General features: G+C 62.2%; 19 protein-coding genes. 13 read left to right on the forward strand and 6 right to left on the reverse strand.

The annotated features are described in order from the left end of the window. Nucleotides 1–168: 168 nt before the first annotated feature. Complete coding sequence (locus tag K7431_RS21320; RefSeq protein WP_012723977.1) at nucleotides 169–1,314, forward strand: MalY/PatB family protein; 1,146 nt, start codon at nucleotides 169–171, stop codon at nucleotides 1,312–1,314. A gap of 55 nt (nucleotides 1,315–1,369) precedes the next feature. Here the strand turns inward: K7431_RS21320 and K7431_RS21325 are convergent, their stop codons facing one another. Next, entirely contained in the window at nucleotides 1,370–1,585 is a 216-nt protein-coding gene (locus K7431_RS21325) for a TOBE domain-containing protein (protein WP_003173733.1), read from the reverse strand. Nucleotides 1,586–1,903: 318 nt separating this feature from the next. On the opposite strand from K7431_RS21325, the gene K7431_RS21330 reads away from it, so the two are divergent. Genes K7431_RS21330 through K7431_RS21340 form a run of 3 tightly spaced genes read left to right on the forward strand, consistent with a single transcriptional unit; the run spans nucleotide 1,904 to nucleotide 4,417 of the window. Beyond that, nucleotides 1,904–2,860: an aliphatic sulfonate ABC transporter substrate-binding protein gene (locus K7431_RS21330; RefSeq protein WP_043205280.1), complete on the forward strand. Its 957-nt coding sequence runs from the start codon at nucleotides 1,904–1,906 to the stop codon at nucleotides 2,858–2,860. A 22-nt stretch (nucleotides 2,861–2,882) separates the two neighbouring features. Further along, nucleotides 2,883–3,704, forward strand: a complete 822-nt coding sequence (locus K7431_RS21335) for an ABC transporter permease (protein ID WP_043205279.1) — start codon at nucleotides 2,883–2,885, stop codon at nucleotides 3,702–3,704. Further along, the gene (locus K7431_RS21340) at nucleotides 3,701–4,417 is read left to right on the forward strand and encodes an ABC transporter ATP-binding protein (RefSeq protein ID WP_012723974.1); all 717 of its coding nucleotides are present in this window, start codon (nucleotides 3,701–3,703) and stop codon (nucleotides 4,415–4,417) included. Before K7431_RS21335 ends, K7431_RS21340 begins: the two co-directional genes overlap by 4 nt. A gap of 159 nt (nucleotides 4,418–4,576) precedes the next feature. Here the strand turns inward: K7431_RS21340 and K7431_RS21345 are convergent, their stop codons facing one another. Both K7431_RS21345 and K7431_RS21350 read right to left on the reverse strand, forming a co-directional pair. Beyond that, nucleotides 4,577–5,497, reverse strand: a complete 921-nt coding sequence (locus K7431_RS21345; protein WP_043205277.1) for a FecR domain-containing protein — start codon at nucleotides 5,495–5,497, stop codon at nucleotides 4,577–4,579. After that, on the reverse strand, nucleotides 5,494–6,012 hold the full coding sequence (locus tag K7431_RS21350; RefSeq protein WP_012723972.1) for a sigma-70 family RNA polymerase sigma factor: 519 nt from the start codon (nucleotides 6,010–6,012) through the stop codon (nucleotides 5,494–5,496). The genes K7431_RS21345 and K7431_RS21350 overlap by 4 nt, the downstream gene beginning before the upstream one ends. A 238-nt stretch (nucleotides 6,013–6,250) precedes the next feature. On the opposite strand from K7431_RS21350, the gene K7431_RS21355 reads away from it, so the two are divergent. Both K7431_RS21355 and K7431_RS21360 read left to right on the forward strand, forming a co-directional pair. After that, a complete protein-coding gene (locus tag K7431_RS21355; RefSeq protein WP_012723971.1) occupies nucleotides 6,251–7,216 on the forward strand; it encodes a threo-3-hydroxy-L-aspartate ammonia-lyase in 966 nt (321 codons plus the stop codon). Then, complete coding sequence (locus tag K7431_RS21360) at nucleotides 7,213–7,593, forward strand: RidA family protein (protein ID WP_012723970.1); 381 nt, start codon at nucleotides 7,213–7,215, stop codon at nucleotides 7,591–7,593. The genes K7431_RS21355 and K7431_RS21360 overlap by 4 nt, the downstream gene beginning before the upstream one ends. On the opposite strand, the gene K7431_RS21365 is transcribed toward K7431_RS21360, so the two are convergent. Beyond that, entirely contained in the window at nucleotides 7,581–8,207 is a 627-nt protein-coding gene (locus tag K7431_RS21365) for a helix-turn-helix transcriptional regulator (protein ID WP_012723969.1), read from the reverse strand. The genes K7431_RS21360 and K7431_RS21365 overlap by 13 nt on opposite strands. A 258-nt stretch (nucleotides 8,208–8,465) precedes the next feature. On the opposite strand from K7431_RS21365, the gene K7431_RS21370 reads away from it, so the two are divergent. From K7431_RS21370 to K7431_RS21390, 5 genes are all read left to right on the forward strand, one after another. After that, nucleotides 8,466–9,716, forward strand: coding sequence for a ribonucleotide-diphosphate reductase subunit beta (locus K7431_RS21370; RefSeq protein WP_005788524.1), 1,251 nt, complete (start codon nucleotides 8,466–8,468; stop codon nucleotides 9,714–9,716). A gap of 150 nt (nucleotides 9,717–9,866) precedes the next feature. Beyond that, nucleotides 9,867–10,355 (forward strand): DUF1289 domain-containing protein, encoded by a 489-nt coding sequence (locus K7431_RS21375; RefSeq protein ID WP_012723968.1) that lies wholly within the window; start codon nucleotides 9,867–9,869, stop codon nucleotides 10,353–10,355. A gap of 168 nt (nucleotides 10,356–10,523) precedes the next feature. Beyond that, nucleotides 10,524–11,438: a class I SAM-dependent methyltransferase gene (locus tag K7431_RS21380; protein ID WP_043205274.1), complete on the forward strand. Its 915-nt coding sequence runs from the start codon at nucleotides 10,524–10,526 to the stop codon at nucleotides 11,436–11,438. A gap of 148 nt (nucleotides 11,439–11,586) precedes the next feature. Continuing rightward, nucleotides 11,587–12,303, forward strand: coding sequence for a phosphatidylcholine synthase (gene pcsA, locus K7431_RS21385; protein ID WP_012723966.1), 717 nt, complete (start codon nucleotides 11,587–11,589; stop codon nucleotides 12,301–12,303). A 183-nt stretch (nucleotides 12,304–12,486) separates the two neighbouring features. Beyond that, nucleotides 12,487–13,266 carry a TSUP family transporter gene (locus tag K7431_RS21390; RefSeq protein ID WP_012723965.1) on the forward strand — a complete coding sequence of 260 codons (780 nt, stop codon included), beginning with the start codon at nucleotides 12,487–12,489 and terminating at the stop codon, nucleotides 13,264–13,266. Here K7431_RS21390 and nudC read toward each other — a convergent pair. Together nudC and K7431_RS21400 are read right to left on the reverse strand one after the other, a co-directional pair. After that, nucleotides 13,234–14,067, reverse strand: coding sequence for an NAD(+) diphosphatase (gene nudC, locus K7431_RS21395; RefSeq protein ID WP_012723964.1), 834 nt, complete (start codon nucleotides 14,065–14,067; stop codon nucleotides 13,234–13,236). The genes K7431_RS21390 and nudC overlap by 33 nt on opposite strands. Nucleotides 14,068–14,072: 5 nt before the next feature. Next, entirely contained in the window at nucleotides 14,073–14,885 is an 813-nt protein-coding gene (locus K7431_RS21400; RefSeq protein ID WP_012723963.1) for a crotonase/enoyl-CoA hydratase family protein, read from the reverse strand. A 302-nt stretch (nucleotides 14,886–15,187) separates the two neighbouring features. On the opposite strand from K7431_RS21400, the gene K7431_RS21405 reads away from it, so the two are divergent. Then, nucleotides 15,188–15,751 (forward strand): YecA/YgfB family protein, encoded by a 564-nt coding sequence (locus K7431_RS21405; protein WP_043205273.1) that lies wholly within the window; start codon nucleotides 15,188–15,190, stop codon nucleotides 15,749–15,751. Between the two features lie 197 nt (nucleotides 15,752–15,948). Then, complete coding sequence (locus K7431_RS21410; RefSeq protein WP_043205272.1) at nucleotides 15,949–17,205, forward strand: 3-phosphoshikimate 1-carboxyvinyltransferase; 1,257 nt, start codon at nucleotides 15,949–15,951, stop codon at nucleotides 17,203–17,205. Nucleotides 17,206–17,221 lie beyond the last annotated feature (16 nt).

Genomic DNA, 17,221 nt, shown 5'->3' on the forward strand with positions numbered 1-17,221 from the left:
CAGATGCATCAACTGACACACCGCCATCGGGAGCAAGCCCCCTCCCACAGTTTTAACCCAGTACGGCACACCTCAACAACGGTAAGCACCAATCAACCCTGGCCTATAAAAATAATGACGCTAGAATCAGCCCCATTCCCGCGCCCGACGCCCTGACACGAGCCCCCCATGAGCTTTGATTTCGACACGATCCACCCCCGCCTAGGCACCGGCAGCACCAAGTGGAACCGCTACCCGCACGACGTTTTGCCGATGTGGATCGCCGACATGGACATCGCCGCCCCACCCGCCGTGCTGCAAGCCTTGCACGCGCGCCTCGACCAGCAGGTGCTCGGCTACAGCGTCGCCGGCCCGGATGTGCGTGAGGCGATCATTGCCGATTTGTGGGCCAAGTACGCCTGGCGCGTGCAGCCGGATGAGTTGCTGTTCCTGCCCGGCGTCGAACCGGGTTTCAACATGGCACTGCACGCCTTTGTACAACCCGGCCAACCGGTGGTACTGCAAACTCCCAACTACCGGCCGATCCGCCTGGCGCCGGGACACTGGAACCTGCCGCGCATCGAAGTCCCCTTCGAGCTGGTCGACGGCGAATACCTCACGCCCCTGCCAGCCATGCGTCAGGCGCTGACCGGTGCCGGCGCGCTGCTGTTGAGCAACCCGCATAACCCCATGGGCAAAGTCTTCCCCCGCGAAGAACTGCTGGCCGTGGCCAACGCCTGCCTGGAACACGGCGCGCTGATTATCTCCGACGAAATCCACGCCGAGCTGTGTTTTGACGGCCGTCGCCACATTCCCACTGCCAGCCTCAGCGATGAGATCGCCCAGCGCACGATCACGCTGATGTCGGCGAGCAAGGCGTATAACGTCGCTGGCCTGAAAACTTGCTTTGCAGTGGTCCAGAACGCCGAGATCCGCGAGCGCTTCAACCAGGCGCGTTGCGGCATGGTCGACAGCGTCAGCCCCCTGGGCCTGGAGGCCACCCGCGCCGCCTACAGCCAGTGCGGCGACTGGCTTGATGCGTTGGTGCAGTACCTGCAAGCAAACCGTGACTACCTGCTCGAGGCCGTGCAAACCCGCCTGCCCGGCGTGGTGATGCAGGTGCCGCAAGGCACGTTCCTGGCGTGGCTGGATTGCAGCGCCCTGGGCCTGGATGATCCGCAGCAGTTTTTCCTGGAGCAGGCCAAGGTCGGGTTGAGCGCCGGTATCGAGTTCGGCGATGACAGCCAACAGTTCGTGCGACTGAACTTCGGCTGCCCACGAACGATGCTGGAAGAAGGCCTGCAACGCATGGAACGCGCCCTTCGCCAACGCTGAAGCGTGCATCTATTAATGAGGGCTCCGGCTTGCCAGCGCCCTCATTCGATTGGGTTCACAACTTGGCGATGGACACTTCCGTCGATTTCACAAAGGCAATCACTTCACTGCCCACTTTCAACTCCAGGTCACGCACCGAGCGGGTGGTGATCACCGAGGTGACGATGCCGGACGCGGTCTGCACGTCGATTTCCGACACCACTTCCCCCAGCAGGATTTCCTTGATGACGCCCTTGAACTGGTTGCGCACGTTGATCGCTTTAATGGTCATGTCGGCTTTCCTTTTGGCTGTTGGGTCAATCCGCACGAATGCGCAGGCCCTCAACATGCGCCACCCACGAAAACATTAAAAGGAATATATAACTATTTATTTATTCGATACAGATATATAAGAACTGTTGCATCACCAACAGCTGATCAACAGTTTGCGCATTCGCGCTACAGCTTTAGCCCCTTCAAGCCCCGTAAACACGCCTCCGAACCAGATGGCACAGAGACTGCATATTCCCGAAAAGCATGATGGAACATGCCGTTTAATTTTTCTGGATATAAGAAAAGCCTTCTCTCAACGCCTTGCCGGAGCTGTTCCATGAACCCCTTCACCCGACGTTTACTCGGCGCCTGCGCCCTCGCCCTCTGCCTGCAACCGCTGGCCCATGCCGCCGACACCGACCCCGCTGAAGTCAATCTCGACTATGCCTACTACTCGCCCGTGAGCCTGGTGCTCAAGCATTTTGGCTGGCTGGAACAGGCCCTGCCGAACAGCAAGATCGGCTGGGTCCTGAGCCAGGGCAGCAACCGGTCGCTGGAATACCTCAACAGTGGCGGCGTGGATTTCGCTTCCTCCGCCAGCCTGTCGGCGGTGTTGAGCCGCGCCAACGGCAGCCCGATCAAATCGGTGTATGTGTACAGCCGCGCCGAATGGACGGCCCTGGTAGTGCGCAAGGACTCGCCGTTCAAGAGCGTCACCGATCTCAAGGGCAAGAAAATCGCCGCCACCAAAGGCACCGACCCGTACCTGTTCACCCTGCGCAGCCTGCAAAAGGCCGGGCTGAAAAAAGACGATGTGGAGCTGGTACACCTGCAACACCCGGATGGCCGCACCGCCCTAGAGAAAGGTGACGTGGACGCCTGGGCCGGTCTTGACCCGCACATGGCCGCCAGCGAAATCCAGGCCGGTTCGCGCCTGCTGTACCGCAACAAGGATTTCAACAGTTATGGCGTGGTCAGCGTCACCGAAAAATTTGCCAAAGCGCATCCGCAGACCATCACCAAAGTGCTCGGCGCCTATGAAAAGGCCCGCGACTGGGCGGTGAAGCACCCGGATGAATTCGCCAAGCTGCTCGCCGACGAATCCGGCCTGCCGCTGGAAGTGGCCAAGCTGCAACTGTCGCGCACCGACCTGAGCACGCCGTTCCTGAGCAGCAAGGATGTGCTGTCGTCCAAGGCCGCCGCGCCGATCCTGGTGTCCGAAGAGTTGGTGCGCAAAGGCGTGAATGTGGACCAGGTGATCGACCAGTTGATCGACACCTCGTTCGGCCACTGACACTAAGGAGAAGGAGCGCGTGATGACCAGCAAAACCCAAGCATTGCCCCTTGCCGCGCCCGTGGCGATCAACCGCAGTGCCTGGCCGAGACGGCTCAAGGGCCTGGTGGTGCCGGCGCTGATCCTGCTGGTGTTGGAAGTGGTGGTACGTGTGGGTTGGCTGCCGTCGTACCAGATGCCGGCGCCCAGCGAAATCGCCGTGACCCTGACGGACCTCGCCGAAGGTGCACTGTGGAAACACATCAGCGCCAGCCTCGGCCGGGTGCTGCTGGGCTTTGCCATCGGCGCCAGCCTGGCGTTGGTGTTTGCCGCGTGGGTCGGCTTGAGCCGTGAGGCCGAAGCCTATCTGGAACCGACCTTCGCCGGGCTGCGCTCGATCCCGAGCCTGGCCTGGGTGCCGCTGTTGCTGCTGTGGCTGGGCATCGACGAAACGTCGAAGATCGTGCTGATCGCAATCGGCGCGTTCTTCCCGGTGTACCTCAATGGGGTTGCGGCCATCCGCGATATCGACCGCAAGCTGGTGGAAGTCGGGCAAATGTATGGTTTCAATCGCCGCCGCCTGGTGCGCCGCATTTTATTGCCCGCCGCCCTGCCCGGCCTGTTTACCGGGTTGCGCAGCGGCTTGAGCCTGGCGTGGATGTTTTTGGTGGCGGCTGAGTTGATCGCGGCCACCAAGGGCCTGGGTTATTTGCTCAGCGACGGGCGGGAAACCTCGCGGCCGGATATCGTGCTGGCCGCGATCATTGTGTTGGCGCTGCTGGGCAAGGTCAGCGATGGCCTGCTCGCGGCACTGGAGAAGCGCTGCCTGGCCTGGCGCGATACGTTTCAGGGAGCCGGACAATGAGCGCACAGCCTCTGCTGGACATTCACGTGGCGCGTAAAAGCTTCGCCCACACCACCGTACTGAACGAGGTGCGCCTGACGTTGCACCCGAGGGAAGCCGTGAGCCTGCTGGGCCCCAGCGGCTGTGGCAAAAGCACCTTGCTGCGCATCGTCGCCGGCCTGGAAAAGGACTTCCAAGGCGAACTGCACAGCCCGGAGGGCGAAGTCGCCTTTGTGTTCCAGGAACCCCGGTTGATGCCCTGGCTCACGGTGGAACAGAACATCGGTTTCAGCGATGACAACCACTACGACAGGGCCTGGGTCACGCAACTGATCGAGGAAGTCGGCCTCAAGGGGTTTGCCCAGGCACTGCCCAAGGCGTTGTCCGGCGGCATGGCGCAGCGGGTCGCCATCGCGCGGGGCCTGTATTCACGCCCGCAGGTGTTGTTGCTGGATGAACCCTTCAGCGCAGTGGACGCGTTTACCCGCATGAAGTTGCAGGACCTGCTGCTGCAACTGGCCAAACACCATGCCATCGCCTTGCTGTTGGTGACCCATGATGTGGACGAGGCGCTGTACCTGAGCGACCGTGTGCTGGTGATGGACAACCGGCCCAGCAGCATTCGCCAGGAACTGGCGGTGGACCTGCCGCACCCAAGGGACCGGCGTGATCCGCTGCTGGCCCGGCTCAAGGCACTGGCCTTGACCGAGCTGCACCGCGCCCACGTGATCTAACACCACTGAGACTTGTAGTGAGCGGGCTTGCCCCGCGCTGGGCTGCGAAGCGGCCCTAAAACCAAACACCGCGCTCTGTCTGACAGACCGCGGTGTTTTTATTGGGGCCGCTTCGCGCCCCAGCGCGGGGCAAGCCCGCTCACTACACAAACGGGGTGATCAGCTCATTGCTTTGCGCAATGTCACCCAATACCGTGTCCGCGCCTGCAGCTCGAGCCCCAGGGTCGAGGCAAGCAAATTGAGGATGCGGTCGGTGTCGTCGAGGCGGAAGCTGCCGGTCACACGTAAATTCTCCAGGCTCGGTTCCCAACGCAAAACACCTGGCCGATAACGTTCCAGCTCCCGCAAAAAATCGCCCAGCGCCTGGTTCTGCGCCGTCAGCACACCGTCGCGCCAGCCCAGCTGCGACACATCAAACGGCACCCAGGCACCCAGCCCGCCGGCTTTCAGCGGCGCTTGCTGCCCCCCCTGCAGGGTCGCCATCTGCCCGTTCCGGTCGCGCACTTGGACTGCGCCCTTGAGCACAGACACCAGACAGCCGGCCGCCTGTTGTCGTATGCACACGTCGGCCTGGCTGACGCTCAACTCGCCGTAGCGGGTCTGCACGGTCATCGCGGTCGCGCCGGGAAGATTCAGCGCCAACTCACCGTCCACCAGCGTGATACGCCGCTGTGCCAGGTCCACATCCACCGCCGTGGCGGTATTGAGTTGCAGGTTGCCGCCGTCATCCAAGGGGATACGCTTGCGCTCACCGGTGGCGGTGTGCAGGTCGGCGCGCCAGACCTCGATGGGCAATTGACGGCTGACCAACCAGGCCGTCGGCACTAAGGCCGCGATACCCAACGCGCGCTTGAGCACGGCGCGGCGTCCCGGTTGCGGGCGGTCGAGGCTGGCCATCGCCAGGGCCTGGGGCAAGGCGCTGAAACGCTGGCGCAGGGTCTGGGCTTTTTGCCAGGTCTGTTCGTGCTGAGGGTGGCTGTCCCGCCAGTGCTGCAAGGCGGCGTGATCATGCTCGGTGGCCGCGCCAGACTCCAACAGCGCCAGCCATTGGGCGGCGGCGCGGGCCACGTCACGGCTCACAGGTCCACCAACAGGCAATGTTCGTAAGCCTGGGCCATGTAGCGTTTTACCGTGCGTTCGGAGACGTCGAGGCGCTCGGCGATCTCCCGATAGCCCAGGCCTTCCAGTTGGCTCCAGAGAAAGGCGCGGCGGACCAGCACCGGCAAGCCATCGAGCAATTCATCCAGGGCTTGCAGGGTTTCCAGCACCAGCCAGCGCTGCTCGGGCGACGGCACACAGGCTTCCGGCAGGTTCGCCAAGGCCTGCAGATAGGCCTGTTCGAGGCTGCGCCGCTGATGGAAATTCACCAGCAGGCGCTTGCCGACGGTCACCAGATACGCGCGCGGCTCCTGCATCTGCGCAATCGGCTGGGCGCTGGCGAGTACCCGTAAAAACGTATCCTGGCTCAGGTCCGCGGCATCCCAGGCATTGCCCAAGCGCCGGCGCAGCCAGCTTTCCAGCCAGCTGCGATGGTCGCGGTACAGGCACGACAACGTCAGCTCGGGGGCGTGGGTCGAAACAACAGCATCATTCATGGCAAGCGACCTGCGCGGCGCGAGTGAGTCTCAAATGAGATTCATTCTATTTAATATCGCAGCGAGACACCATGATCTTTTCAACCTTGCGCTAAGTGGGCGATGCAGTCGGCGAGTCGGACCAACATCGTTCCCTCCTGCGATCAGAGAGGTTCGAAACGCTAGCACTCCCACACGAATCTTTACTATCTGTCTTGTTATGGATATTTTATCCAGACATGCCATTGAGGTCCGTCCCATGCACCTGCCGACTTACCAAGACGTCATCGCCGCCGCCCAACGCCTGGAGGGCGTTGCCTGCCTGACGCCGGTGTTCACCTCTCGAACGCTCAACGCACAGACCGGCGCCGAGGTCTTCATCAAATGCGAGAACCTGCAACGCACCGGCTCATTCAAGTTTCGCGGCGCCTTCAATGCACTGTCGCAGTTTGACGCACGGCAGCGCGAAGCCGGGGTGGTGGCGTTCTCGTCGGGCAACCATGCCCAGGGCATTGCCCTGGCGGCGCGTTTGCTGGGCATACCGGCAACGATTGTGATGCCCGGCGATGCGCCTGCCGCCAAGGTCGCGGCCACCCGCGAGTATGGCGCCAGCGTGGTGCTGTATGACCGCTTTACCGAGGACCGCGAGCAGATCGGCCGTACCCTGGCGAACGAACACGGCATGACCCTGATCCCGCCCTACGACCATCCGCATATCCTCGCCGGCCAAGGCACCGCCGCCAAGGAACTGCTGGAATTCACCGGCCCCCTGGACGCGTTGTTCGTCGGCCTGGGCGGTGGTGGCATGCTGTCGGGCACGGCGCTGTCGACCCGCGCCTTGTCGCCGGAGTGCCAGTTGTACGGCGTCGAACCCGAGGCGGGGAACGACGGCCAGCGCTCGTTTCGCACCGGCAACATCGTACATATCGACACCCCGGCGACCATCGCCGACGGCGCCCAGACCCAGCACTTGGGCAACTATACCTTCCCGATCATCCGCGAGCAGGTGAACGACATCCTTACGGTGTCGGACGCACAGTTGGTGGCCTCGATGAAGTTCTTCATGCAGCGCATGAAAATGGTGGTGGAACCCACCGGCTGCCTGGGCCTGGCCGCACTGTACGCGTTGGGCGACCAGCTCAAGGGCCAGCGCGTGGGCATCATCGTCACCGGCGGCAACGTCGATCTCCAGAAGTACGCCACCCTGCTCAGCGAGGCGCCATGAACATCATCCACACCCCCACAGCGGCAAAGCCTGCCGGCCATTATTCCCAGGCCATCCGCCACGGCGACACGCTGTATATCTCCGGGCAACTGCCGGTCAGCCCGGGCGGGCGGCATAACCTGTCGGCGCCGTTTGCCGAACAGGCCCAGGTCGCACTGGCGAATGTGTTGGAAATCCTCAAGGCGGCCGGCGGCACGCCGCAGGATCTGGTGAAAGTCACGGTGTACGTGGCGGGGGTCGAACACTGGCCGGCGTTCGACCAGGTCTACGCCGGCGCACTGGGTGATCACCGCCCGGCACGCGCGGTGGTGCCGGTGCCCGAGCTGCATCACGGGTATCTGGTGGAGATTGAAGCCGTCGCGCGTTACTTGGCGTAGGTGTAGACCGCCGCGCGCGACACGCCCAGGTGCGAGGCTACGGTTTCCATGGCCCGACGCACATCCATGCAGCCGGCGTCCTTGAGCTCACGCATCAAGGCACGCCGGTCCGCGGTCTTGAGCGCGCGCGGCGTGGTGGCCAGGCGTGCGGCGAACTGATCGATGCGCGCACGAATGGCGTCGGCGCCGGACGGGTCGAGAGACTCACGGGGCGTGTCGCCACTGACGGAGCCGAACTGTTCCAGCATGCCCTGCAAGCCTCGGAACAACGAGAGGTCGACGTTCATGCACAAGGCCGCGACGTATTGGCCGCGAGCGTCCTTGATGCCGATCGAGGTGCTCTTGACCTGGCGGCCGTCGGCGAACTGGTTCTGATAATTGGCAATGACTTGCGGGTACTCGGGATCGGCAATCCGCGCCAGGCCCAGCTCAGTGGCCGGGTCGCCAGGCTGGCGGCCCGAGAGGTTGTTATGGATGGCCAGGATCGCGTGCTGCGGGTCGCGCAAGTCGTGCAGCACCACTTCGCAGAACGGGCTGAAGGTTTTGCTCAAGCCTTCGGCGATCTGTTCGAGCTGGCTGATCAGGTGGGTGTCTTCGGGCAGGGTCTTTTTCATGCAAGACAACATATCCAGTCCTGGACAGGGCGTCAATCAAGCGCCCGACAGCGACCCAAGACCGCACATCTTGTGCGTTGACCATCGTCACCACACCCCATATAGTGTGCCCATAAACAGAACAGACCACTACATAGTGTGCAGTATCGGTAAATACCGACCACACTATGCGCCGTATTTCAATGCCTAACCGCCTGCAAATTTTATATTTTGGACGGCCCCATAGGCCGTCAGAACAGACCAGAAGGGAGTATTTCAATGCTGAGTTGGGATGAAGTCGACAACGAAGACACCGGTGCAGCGGTGATCAAGGGCGCCAACGCCGGCCACGCCAGCGAAGCCAACATGGACCGCCTCGACGGTGCCGGCGCCGCCGCCGCGCTGGAAGCCCGTAACGTGACCGCCAACGACTCCGCTGCGATCATCCGCGCCAAGGCCGCCCTCGACAAACTCGACGTCGCCGAAGGCCTCGCCGAACTCGAAGGCTCCGCCGCCCGCGTCGCCGTCGACGAAAAGCGCATGATCAACTGCCGTGCCGACCTCAACCAACTCGTGCCCTTCAAGTACGACTGGGCCTGGCAAAAGTACCTCGACGGCTGCGCCAACCACTGGATGCCGCAAGAGGTCAACATGACCGCCGACATCGCCCTGTGGAAAAACCCCGAAGGCCTGACCGACGACGAACGCCGCATCGTCATGCGCAACCTCGGCTTCTTCTCCACCGCCGACTCCCTGGTGGCCAACAACCTCGTGCTGGCCGTGTACCGCCTGATCACCAACCCGGAGTGCCGCCAGTACATCCTGCGCCAGGCCTTCGAAGAAGCGATCCACACCCACGCCTACCAGTACTGCATCGAATCGTTGGCCATGGATGAAGGCGAGATCTTCAACATGTACCACGAGATTCCATCGGTCGCCAAAAAGGCTGCCTGGGGCCTGAAGTACACCCGTTCGATCTCCGATCCGAAGTTCGAAACCGGCACCGTCGAGACGGATAAAGAGCTGCTGCGCAACCTGGTCGCCTACTACTGCGTCCTGGAAGGCATCTTCTTCTACTGCGGGTTCACCCAGATCCTGTCCATGGGCCGTCGCAACAAAATGACCGGCGTCGCCGAGCAGTTCCAGTACATCCTGCGCGACGAGTCGATGCACCTGAACTTCGGTATCGATGTGATCAACCAGATCAAAATCGAAAACCCGCATTTGTGGGATGCCGAGATGAAGGAAGAAGCGACCCAGATGATTCTGCAAGGGACTCAGCTGGAGATTGAATACGCTCGCGATACCATGCCACGCGGCGTGCTGGGCATGAACGCGGCGATGATGGAAGACTACTTGAAGTTCATCGCTAACCGTCGCTTGTCGCAGATTGGCTTGAAGGAAGAGTATCCAGGCACCACCAACCCGTTCCCGTGGATGAGCGAGATCATGGACTTGAAGAAAGAGAAAAACTTCTTCGAGACCCGCGTGATCGAATACCAGACCGGCGGCGCGTTGAGCTGGGACTGATCCACGGACGATGCCCCAACATGTGGGAGGGGGCTTGCCCCCGATGATGTTCGTTCAGTTCAAGCTTCAGTGACTGATGCACCGCGACCGGGGGCAAGCCCCCTCCCACAGGGGTTGCGGTGCGCTATAGATCTTTGCAAATTGCCTCTTATGCCCAATCAAACCATCAAGACACCTTGCGTCGGCCTGTGCTCCACCGTTTACGGGGACCTGGTCTGCCGGGGCTGCAAGCGTTATCACCATGAAGTGATCCAGTGGAATGGCTACAACGCCGAGGAAAAACAAGCGGTGTGGCTGCGCCTGGAGCAATTGCTGGTGCAGGTGATGGCCAGCAAACTCGAGGTGTTTGATGCGCACCTGCTGCGCCAGCAACTGGAAAATCGCAAGATCCGTTTTGTACCGCACCAATCGCCGTATTGCTGGGCGTACCAGCTGATTGCCCGGGGTGCGCGGGTGATTTCCAAGCTGGATGCGTATGGGCTGGCGTTGCTGCCGGAATTTCGTGAGCGCAGCCTGGCGGATTTGCGCGATGCGATTGACCGAGAATTTTTCCTGCTGTCCGAAGCGCATTACGAGCGGTATATCGCGCCGGGCTTTCTCAAGGAAGCGTTTGGGCCGGCCCTGATCGCCACGTTCTAGACAACACCCCATTTGGATTTGCATCGCTCAGCAGGTCAATGACCTGCCGCGCCCGCGCGGGGCCGGCGTTGGCCACCAGCGAAGCCAGGGCATCGCGCCATTCATCCAGCCCCCTCGCACCGGCAATTGTGTTTAAAATGCCGCCCGCTCAACGAACGACGTTTAACGATGAACCCAGACGCACTCGCCACCCTGCACGCCCACTTGCTCACAGCCCTGGCTACCCCACCGGCGGAAACCCGGCGCCTGTTCCACGGCCGTGGCCGCTGCTGGCCGGGCCTGGAGCAATTGACCGTAGACTGGTTGCAAGGCGTGCTGCTGGTGGCGTTGTTCAAGGCGCCGGAAGCGGCGCAGTTGCAAGCCTTGAAGCAACTGCTGCAAACCCGATTCGGCACTTACACCGTCGCCCTGCAACACCGCTACCTGCCGCAAAGCACCACCGAATGGCTGGTGGGCGGCCCCGTCGACGAGCTGACCATCACCGAAGGCGGGCTGCGTTACCTGATCGACCTGGGTAAAAAACAGAACAGCGGGCTGTTCCTCGACATGCGCTACGGGCGCAATTGGGTGCGCGAACAGGCTAAAGGCCAGCGGGTGCTCAACCTGTTCGCCTACACGTGCGGGTTTTCGGTGGCGGCCATCGAAGGTGGCGCCGACCACGTAGTGAACTTGGACATGGCCCGTGGCGCCCTGAGCCGTGGCCGCGACAACCATCGCCTCAATGGTCATGACCTGAGCAAGGTCAGCTTCCTGGGCCACGACCTGTTCAAGTCCTGGGCCAAGGTCACGCATGGCGGCCCCTACGACCTGGTGATCATCGACCCACCGTCGTTCCAGAAAGGCAGCTTCCTGCTGACCAAGGACTACCAGCGCGTCCTGCGTCGCCTGCCGGATCTGCTCACGCCACAGGGCACGGTACTGGCCTGCATGAACGACCCGGCCTTTGGCGAAGACTTCCTGATCGACGGCGTGACACGCGAGGCCCCTGGGCTGCGCTTTGTCGAACGGCTGCAAAACCCGCCGGAATTTCCTGATATTGACGCGCAAAGTGGCTTAAAGGCACTGGTGTTCCGCCAAGGCTGATGCCGAAACTGCCTACGCTTGCTACGCTAAGTGATACGCCGGGTGGTGAACCTTCTTACCCCCTTCCCGGTCGATACCTGCATCCCCCGGCCAGACTCGACGGCGTCACGTCGTCGGCTGCCCTGTTTCACCTTTTGGAGATCCGCCCGTGATATCGACCCTGCATGTAGCCAGACTCAAAGCCTGGGGCGCCCACGGCTTCACCGCCACCGGTGTGGTATTGGCCTTCCTGGCCACCCTGGCGCTGCTGGAAAACTCACCCAAGGCCTGCCTGCTCTGGCTGGGCCTGGCATTGGTGGTGGACGGTGTCGACGGCTCACTGGCGCGACGGGTGAATGTCAGCACGGTACTGCCCAGTTTCGACGGCTCGGTGCTCGACCTGGTGATCGATTACCTCACCTACGTGTTTATTCCGGCACTGTTTATCTACCGCTATATCGACCTGCCGGAATTTACCCACCTGCTGACGGTGTCGGTGATCCTGGTGTCGTCGCTGTTCTGCTTCTGCAACGTGAACATGAAGAGCAAAGACAACTACTTCGTCGGCTTCCCCGCCGCGTGGAACGTGGTTGCGCTGTGCGTCTATATCATCCAGCCGGAAGCCTGGGTGACCTTGCTCACCGTGATCGGCCTGGCGCTGCTGACGGTGACGCCGATGAAGTTCCTGCACCCGTTCCGCGTCAAGCGGTTCATGCCGATCAATATCGCCGTGACCACGATCTGGTTGCTGTGCAGCTTCTTGATGGTGGTGGACTATCCCAACACCAACCCGTGGACGTTTGGGTTGTGGTCGCTGATGTCGGCGTATTTCCTTGGGATTTGTATCTGGCGCACCGCCCTGGAGTGGCTGGGAACACACAAATGACCCGGTGAACACTCTGTAAATGTGGGAGGGGGCTTGCCCCCGATAGCGGTAGTTCAGCTAAAGATGAGTCAGCTGGAGCACTGCCATCGGGGGCAAGCCCCCTCCCACATTTGGATTTGCAGACTCCCCGCGAGTAAGATGGCGGCCTTTCGCTTAGCGCCCTGCCAATAATAAGCCCTGACCATGCCCTTCGAACTCAGCGTAGACCTCACCACCCTTGCCATCCTGGCGGCGGTCGCCTTTATCGCCGGTTTCATCGATGCCATCGCCGGCGGCGGGGGCTTGCTCACCACGCCCGCCCTGCTCACCGCCGGCATGCCGCCGCACTTGGTACTGGGCACCAACAAGCTCAGCTCCACCTTCGGCTCGGCCACCGCCAGCTTCACCTTTTACCGCCGCAAGCTGTTCCACCCGCGCCAGTGGGTGCACGCCATCGTCGGCACGCTGATTGGCGCCCTCGCTGGCGCGGTAGTGGCCCACTACCTGCCGGCTGAAACCCTGAACAAGATGCTGCCGGTGATCGTGTTCGGCTGCGGCCTTTACCTGTTGTTCGGCGGCACGCCCAAGGCGCCGCTGGATGCCGACGCGCCGATCAAGAAGAAGTGGCAATCCACCCAAGGCTTCGGCCTGGGCTTCTACGATGGCGTGGCAGGTCCGGGCACCGGCGCGTTCTGGACCGTCAGCACGATGCTGTTGCACCCCATCGACCTGGTGAAGGCCAGCGGCGTGGCGCGCAGCATGAACTTCGTCAGCAACGCGGCGGCACTGTCGGTGTTTATCTTCAACGGCTCGGTGGACTGGATCGTCGGCCTGGCCATGGGCGTGTCGGTGATGTGTGGCGCGTTCTTTGGCGCACGCAGCGCGATCAGCGGCGGCGCCAAATTCATTCGCCCGGTGTTCATCACCGTGGTCCTCGGCCTGACGGTGCGCCTAGCCTGGCAGCACTGGTTCAGCGTGGCCTAGGCGACGGGCCAGGTAGAGGTCGATCAGGTAACGCGCAATCGAGCGTGACGCCGGCAGCGGCGGCAGGTTGTGGATGTTGAACCACTGCGCGTCCTCGATCTCGTCAGCCTGGGGCACGATGTCGCCACCGGCGTACTCGGCATGGAAGCCGAGCATCATCGAATGCGGGAACGGCCAGCACTGGCTGCCCATGTACTGGATGTTCTTGACCTCCACCTGCACTTCCTCGAGGACCTCGCGGATCAGGCAGTCTTCGGCCGACTCACCCGGCTCGGCAAACCCCGCCAACGTGCTGTACACCCCCGTGACAAAGCGTGGCGAACGCGCCAGCAGGATCTCGTCGCCACGGGTCACCAGCACGATCATGCTCGGCGAAATCCGCGGGTAGCTGCGCAGGTCACAGGCCTGGCAATACATCGCACGCTCGCGCGGCACCTGGACCATGGGCTGGCCGCAACTGCCGCAAAACCGATGCTCGCGCGCCCACGTACCGATCTGCGCGGCGTAACCCAGCACTTTGTACAAGGTGTGGTCGCCTTGCAGCATGAAGCCGCGCAGGCCTTGCCAACTGCAGCCCGGCACTTCACCGGCGCTATTGAGTTCCAGCAGGTACACCGGCTCACCGTCGAGGTGGCCGATGCCGTGTTCGGCGAACACCGACAGGTCCTGGCGCTTAAGCCATTCCCGGGGGAACAAGGGACCATTGGTGTCATGCAAAAAGCCGTCGCGGCTGCGGGCAACGGCCCAGCCGCCAGGGGTGTCGTTGTCCAGCAGCGTTGTGGTAATCCAGCCTGGGGTCATGTCAGTCAATCCACGAATTCGGGTTTCTGCTTACTCATATGGGCCGCGATGGCCACGCGCAGGTCGTTGGATTGCAACATAGCCGAGTTCCAGGTGGCAACGTATTCCAAGCCGTCATTGACCGTATGGTCACGCATGTAGCTGATCATGGCCTTGGTGCCGGTGACCGCAATCGGCGATTTGGCGGCGATTTCATGGGCGATTTCCATCACGCCGGCCAACAGGCTGTCCTGATCGGGATAAACGCGATTGACCAGGCCGATGCTGCGCGCCTCCTCGGCGCCGAACTGGCGGCCGGTATAGGCCAACTCGCGCAGCATGCCGTCACCGATGATGCGCGGCAGGCGCTGCAGGGTGCCGACGTCGGCCGCCATGCCGATGTCGATTTCCTTGATCGAGAACTGCGCGCCTTCAGCCGCGTAGCGCATGTCGCAGGCGCTGATCAGGTCAATGGCACCGCCGATGCAATAGCCCTGGATCGCCGCCAGCACCGGCTTGCGGCAGTTATCGACGGCATTGAACGAGGCTTGCAGTTCAAGGATTTTGCGGCGCAAAAGGCGCGCGTTGCGGCCCACGTCCTTGCCGAACTCGTTGGCCACCGAAGCCAGCATCATCAGGTCGATGCCGGAGGAGAAATGCTTGCCGGCACCGCTGAGCACCACGGCGCGTACGGCGTCGGTGTCTTCGACCCATTGGAAGATGTCGATGATTTCGGTCCAGAACGCCGCATTCATCGCGTTGATCTTTTCCGGACGGTTGATCTGCACATGGGCAACGTTGCCGGCGAGTTCGACGACGAAAGCTTGGTATTCGGACATGGCAGTGATCCCTGACTGGCGAGTGATGAGGCCCGAACTATAACAAGGGTGCACCACGACGCATCAGCCAAAAACAGGACGGGCAAACGTAATGAAATGTTGTGGGCGCACCGTTATCGACCTGGCCAATGGCGCACTGCTGGCGATCATCCTCGCCGTGGTCGGTTCGGTCTGCGTGAGCAAGCTGTGCCAGCCGCGCAGGTAAAAACCCTGCAAAGCGCTGGATAAAACCCTGCACACACGCCATCCTTCGCGCTTTAAGCCGCCTCACCTGCGGCGCTCGACGTTTAAAGGATATGCCCATGCACGCCCACCCCCTGACCGCCGCCGACTTCGAATTCATCGAAGACACCCTGCTCAAGTACGGCGACGACCATTCGGTCCTGAACCTGGCCGAACTCGACGGCTACTTCACCGCGCTGGTCTCCAGCCCGGTCCAAGTGGATGTGGCAGAGTGGTTCCCGGCGATCTGGGGCGGGCAAAACCCCGAGTGGGACAACATGGACGAAGCGCAAAGCTTCCTCGAACTGTGCGTGCGCCACATCAACACCCTGGCCAGCCAACTGGCCACCGACGCGCAAGGCTTCAAGGCCCGCTTCGACGAAACCGAACACCAGGGCCAGAACGTCACCCTCGCCGAAGAATGGTGCTTCGGCTACATCCGCGGCGCCGCCATCGGCAACTGGCCGGAACTGCCGGCAGAACAGGCCGCCCTGCTGGAAAAAATCTCCTGGTGCGCCGAACAAGACAACTTCGAACTGCCCGCCGACCTGGACGTACAAGCACACCAGCAACGCGTCAGTGAAATCGAACCGGCAGCGCGGGCGTTGCATGATTATTGGTTGGCAAAGCGATACGTGCTGTAGATCTTGATCTCAAGCGCCCCGTCAAACACGCTGGCCGGGATTCGACGGGGATTTGGGGGCGGCCCCCCCAAATAACGGATAGGCACACCGCACCACCGCCATCGCAAGCTCGACAAGCACCACACCTATACCCGATCATTCAAATCCGCCCGTCGGCCACTCCATCCCACCTTGCCTTGAATCAGGAGCCTTGTACCTTGAGTTCGCAGAAAACCGTGACCGTTACACCGCCCAACGCCCCCCTCAACGGCAAGGTTGCCCCCCCCGGCTCCAAATCCATCACCAACCGCGCCCTGCTGCTGGCCGCCCTGGCCAAGGGCACCAGCCGCCTCAGCGGCGCCCTCAAGAGCGACGACACCCGCCACATGTCAGTGGCCCTGCGCCAAATGGGCGTCACCATCGACGAACCAGACGACACCACCTTCGTCGTCACCGGCCAAGGCAAACTGCAACTGCCGCCGCAGCCCCTGTTCCTCGGCAACGCCGGCACCGCCATGCGCTTCCTCACCGCCGCCGTGGCCACCGTTGAAGGCACCGTGGTGCTCGACGGCGATGACTACATGCAAAAACGCCCAATCGGCCCGCTGCTGGAGACCCTCGGCCAGAACGGTATCCAGGTCGACAGCCCCACCGGTTGCCCACCGGTCACCGTGCACGGCGTGGGCAAGATCAAGGCCAAGCGCTTCGAGATCGACGGCGGTCTGTCCAGCCAATACGTATCGGCCCTGCTGATGCTCGCAGCCTGCGGCGAAGCGCCGATTGAAGTGGCGCTAACCGGCAAGGACATCGGCGCCCGTGGCTACGTGGATCTGACCCTGGACTGCATGCGTGCCTTCGGAGCCCAGGTTGAAGCCGTCAACGACACCACCTGGCGCGTCGCCCCTGGCGGCTACACCGCCCATGATTACCTGATCGAACCTGACGCCTCCGCCGCCACTTACCTGTGGGCCGCAGAAGTGCTGACCGGTGGCCGTATCGACATCGGCGTGGCCGCGCAGGATTTCACCCAGCCGGACGCCAAGGCCCAGGCCGTGATCGCGCAGTTCCCGAACATGCAAGCCACGGTGGTTGGCTCGCAGATGCAGGACGCTATCCCGACCCTGGCGGTGCTGGCTGCGTTCAACAACACCCCGGTGCGCTTCACTGAGCTGGCCAACCTGCGCGTCAAGGAATGTGACCGCGTCCAGGCGCTGCATGATGGCCTGAACGAAATCCGTCCGGGCCTGGCGACCATCGAGGGCGATGACCTGCTGGTGGCCAGCGACCCGGCCCTGGCCGGCACTTCCTGCACCGCGCTGATCGACACCCACGCCGACCACCGCATCGCCATGTGCTTTGCGCTGGCGGGCTTGAAAGTGTCAGGGGTCAAGATCCAAGACCCCGACTGCGTGGGCAAGACCTATCCTGAATACTGGAATGCCCTGGGTAGCCTGGGCGTTCAACTGACCTACTAATCTGTCGGCAACGGTG

The organism is Pseudomonas fluorescens group sp., from assembly GCF_020093335.1.
Lineage (GTDB): Bacteria > Pseudomonadota > Gammaproteobacteria > Pseudomonadales > Pseudomonadaceae > Aquipseudomonas > Aquipseudomonas petroselini.

Excerpts from the sequence above, each read along its gene's own strand:
- K7431_RS21320 (WP_012723977.1), top strand. The coding sequence starts at position 169 with ATGAGCTTTGATTTCGACACGATCCACCCCCGCCTAGGCACCGGCAGC.
- K7431_RS21325 (WP_003173733.1), bottom strand. The coding sequence starts at position 1,585 with ATGACCATTAAAGCGATCAACGTGCGCAACCAGTTCAAGGGCGTCATC.
- K7431_RS21330 (WP_043205280.1), top strand. The coding sequence starts at position 1,904 with ATGAACCCCTTCACCCGACGTTTACTCGGCGCCTGCGCCCTCGCCCTC.
- K7431_RS21335 (WP_043205279.1), top strand. The coding sequence starts at position 2,883 with ATGACCAGCAAAACCCAAGCATTGCCCCTTGCCGCGCCCGTGGCGATC.
- K7431_RS21340 (WP_012723974.1), top strand. The coding sequence starts at position 3,701 with ATGAGCGCACAGCCTCTGCTGGACATTCACGTGGCGCGTAAAAGCTTC.
- K7431_RS21350 (WP_012723972.1), bottom strand. The coding sequence starts at position 6,012 with ATGAATGATGCTGTTGTTTCGACCCACGCCCCCGAGCTGACGTTGTCG.
- K7431_RS21355 (WP_012723971.1), top strand. The coding sequence starts at position 6,251 with ATGCACCTGCCGACTTACCAAGACGTCATCGCCGCCGCCCAACGCCTG.
- K7431_RS21360 (WP_012723970.1), top strand. The coding sequence starts at position 7,213 with ATGAACATCATCCACACCCCCACAGCGGCAAAGCCTGCCGGCCATTAT.
- K7431_RS21365 (WP_012723969.1), bottom strand. The coding sequence starts at position 8,207 with ATGAAAAAGACCCTGCCCGAAGACACCCACCTGATCAGCCAGCTCGAA.
- K7431_RS21370 (WP_005788524.1), top strand. The coding sequence starts at position 8,466 with ATGCTGAGTTGGGATGAAGTCGACAACGAAGACACCGGTGCAGCGGTG.
- K7431_RS21375 (WP_012723968.1), top strand. The coding sequence starts at position 9,867 with ATGCCCAATCAAACCATCAAGACACCTTGCGTCGGCCTGTGCTCCACC.
- K7431_RS21380 (WP_043205274.1), top strand. The coding sequence starts at position 10,524 with ATGAACCCAGACGCACTCGCCACCCTGCACGCCCACTTGCTCACAGCC.
- K7431_RS21390 (WP_012723965.1), top strand. The coding sequence starts at position 12,487 with ATGCCCTTCGAACTCAGCGTAGACCTCACCACCCTTGCCATCCTGGCG.
- nudC (WP_012723964.1), bottom strand. The coding sequence starts at position 14,067 with ATGACCCCAGGCTGGATTACCACAACGCTGCTGGACAACGACACCCCT.
- K7431_RS21400 (WP_012723963.1), bottom strand. The coding sequence starts at position 14,885 with ATGTCCGAATACCAAGCTTTCGTCGTCGAACTCGCCGGCAACGTTGCC.
- K7431_RS21405 (WP_043205273.1), top strand. The coding sequence starts at position 15,188 with ATGCACGCCCACCCCCTGACCGCCGCCGACTTCGAATTCATCGAAGAC.